We start from the raw sequence: 2,411 nt of genomic DNA on the forward strand, positions 1-2,411 counted from the left end.
CCGCCGGTCGCGACGCCGAACAGGGTGCCGAGGCCGTAGGTGATCGCGGCGGCGGCCCCGCCGAGGACGAGCTGGCGCAGCCCGCTGAACCACCAGGTGCGGGCGGTCACCCGGGCCACCACCGCCCCGCAGCCGAAGAGCCCGGCCAGGGCGAGCAGCACGGCGGGCCACAGCACGGTGGCGCCGAGCAGGTAGGGCAGTACGGGCAGCAGGGCGCCCAGCGCGAAGGCGCCGAAGGAGGACACGGCCGCGACGAGCGGGGAGGGCAGGTCGCCGGGGTCGATGCCGAGCTCCTCGCGGGCGTGGATCTCCAGCGCCTGCTCCGGGTCCTTCGACAGCTGCCGCGCCACCTCCCGGGCGAGCGCGGGCTCGACGCCGCGCGACTCGTACAGCGCGGCGAGCTCCTCCATCTCGTCGATCGGGTGTTTGCGCAGCTCATGGCGTTCGACGGCGAGTTCGGCCTCGACGAGTTCGCGCTGCGAGGCGACGGAGGTGTACTCGCCGGCCGCCATGGAGAACGCGCCGGCGGCCAGCCCGGCGAGGCCGGTGATGACGATGGTCTGCTGGGAGACGGCTCCTCCCGCGACGCCTGTCATGAGGGCGAGGTTGGAGACGAGGCCGTCCATGGCCCCGAAGACCGCGGGCCTCAGCCAGCCGCCGTTCACGTCGCGGTGGGTGTGGTTGTCCCGGTGTGCCTCGTGCAGGACGGCGCCGGTCTCGATGACGGTCACGTCTCTCCCCTCCTCCCGGAGCGGGCGCCGTGCGCCCCGCCCTCCGTTCAACACAGTCGAAAGTACGCACGAAAAAGGCCTCCCGCCAGCAAGGAAGGCCGTACTAACCCCCGGTGGGGGCCAGTTCGCGACGTCCCCCGTGCGGCTCGTTTACCGGTGCCGTCCGCCAGGTGAGGGCCGCCGCGGGGGACACATCGCCCAGGGGGCCCGGGCAGCCGGCCGGTCCCCGTGGACGGGGCGGCGCGAGCGGGAGGTCGACGCGGATGGAACGGAAGACGGACGGCGGGACGGTGCGGCGGCGGGGCAGCCGGCCCGGTGGGCCGGCGGGACACGGCGGGACCGCGCCTCCGGGGCTCGCCGAACGGGCGCGGGGCGCGCTGCTCGGGCTCGCGGTGGGGGACGCGCTCGGCGCCCCGGCGGAGAATCTGCGGCCGTCCGAGATCCGCCGCCGCTGGGGCCGCATCACGGGCTTCGTCAGCGACGACCCGGCGGGGACGGACGACACCGAGTACGCGATCTTCTCGGGGCTGCTGCTGGCCCGGCACGGTTCGGCGCTGACGGTCTCGCACGTGGAGCGGGCCTGGCACCGCTGGATCGCGGACCTGGACGAGGGGCCGTTCCGCGGCGCGGGGTTCAGCGAGCGCGGCACGCTGGAGAACCTCCGGCGCGGGCTGGCCGCCCCGATCTCCGCCCAGCACCGGCACGCGTGGAGCGACGGCCTGGCGATGCGGGCCGCGCCGTTCGGGGTCTTCGCGGCGGGGCGGCCCGCGGAGGCGGCCCGGCTGGTGGCGGTGGACGGCCGGGTCAGCCACGACGGGGAGGGCATCTACGGCGGCCAGGCGGTGGCGGCCGGAGTGGCGGCGGCGATGGTGGGCGCGGGGCCGACGTCGGTGGTGGCCGCCGCGCTGTCGGTCGTGCCGATGGACTCCTGGACGGCCCGTTCGCTGCGCCGCGCGGTCGCCGCCGCGCGGCGCCCGTACCCGGACCGGCTGACGGGGGAACGCGCGGTGCGCTCGGCGGTGGTGATCGGCGGCTACCCGTGGACGGACCTGGCGCCCGAGGCGGTCGGCCTGGCCTTCGGCGCGTTCACGGCGGCGCGCGGCGACTTCCGTACGGCGGTGCTGACGGCCGTGAACATGGGCCGGGACGCCGATACGACGGCCGCGGTGGCCGGTGCGCTGGCCGGCGCGCTGCACGGGGCGTCGGCGGTCCCGGCAGCCTGGGCGTCGGCGATCGGACCGGTACGGGGCAGTTGCCTGCCGTCGATGCGGGGCTACCACGTGCTGGACGTCGCGGAGCTGCTGACACCGGACGAGCCGGCGGACTCACGCGGCGCGCCGCCGGGGCCGGCGGGAGACGAACGGCCCGGCGGCCCGGCGGCCGGGGCCCCCGGGGCCACGTGGTGCGCGCCCCCGGCCGACGGTGTACCGGGCGTCCCGGTCACGGCTCCGGGGGCCGCCCGATGAGCGCGTCGTCCGGCCGCCCGGCCGCCGGTGCCTTCGCCCCTGCCCCGGTGGCCACGCCCGGCCCGTCGGCGGCCCCGGCCGGCCGGGCGGCCACCGCCCGGACCGCTCCCGGCCGGCGGGCCCGGATCGAGGGGCTGCTGCTCGGGCTGGCGGCCGGGGACGCCGCCGGGTGGCCCGCCGCGCGGCACCGGGCGGCGCGGATGCCGGAGTGGAC

General features: G+C 77.9%; 2 protein-coding genes and 1 pseudogene. 2 read left to right on the forward strand and 1 reads right to left on the reverse strand.

Annotated elements, in window-relative coordinates:
- Positions 1-731, reverse strand: a 731-nt coding sequence (locus IH13_RS0131875) for a VIT1/CCC1 transporter family protein (protein WP_031089863.1), incomplete at its 3' end; no start/stop codon positions are given.
- Positions 732-994: 263 nt separating this feature from the next.
- Here IH13_RS0131875 and IH13_RS0131880 point away from each other — a divergent pair.
- Positions 995-2,197, forward strand: coding sequence for an ADP-ribosylglycohydrolase family protein (locus IH13_RS0131880; RefSeq protein ID WP_031089866.1), 1,203 nt, complete (start codon positions 995-997; stop codon positions 2,195-2,197).
- Positions 2,194-2,411: pseudogene (locus IH13_RS0131885) on the forward strand (ADP-ribosylglycohydrolase family protein); the annotation flags it as partial. The gene IH13_RS0131880 and the pseudogene IH13_RS0131885, both read left to right, overlap by 4 nt.

It is taken from the genome of Streptomyces sp. NRRL WC-3549, assembly GCF_000721935.1.
Taxonomy (GTDB): Bacteria; Actinomycetota; Actinomycetes; order Streptomycetales; family Streptomycetaceae; genus Streptomyces.

Bases quoted from the DNA above. Each gene is read 5' to 3' on its own strand.
- IH13_RS0131880 (WP_031089866.1), top strand. From the start codon at position 995: ATGGAACGGAAGACGGACGGCGGGACGGTGCGGCGGCGGGGCAGCCGG.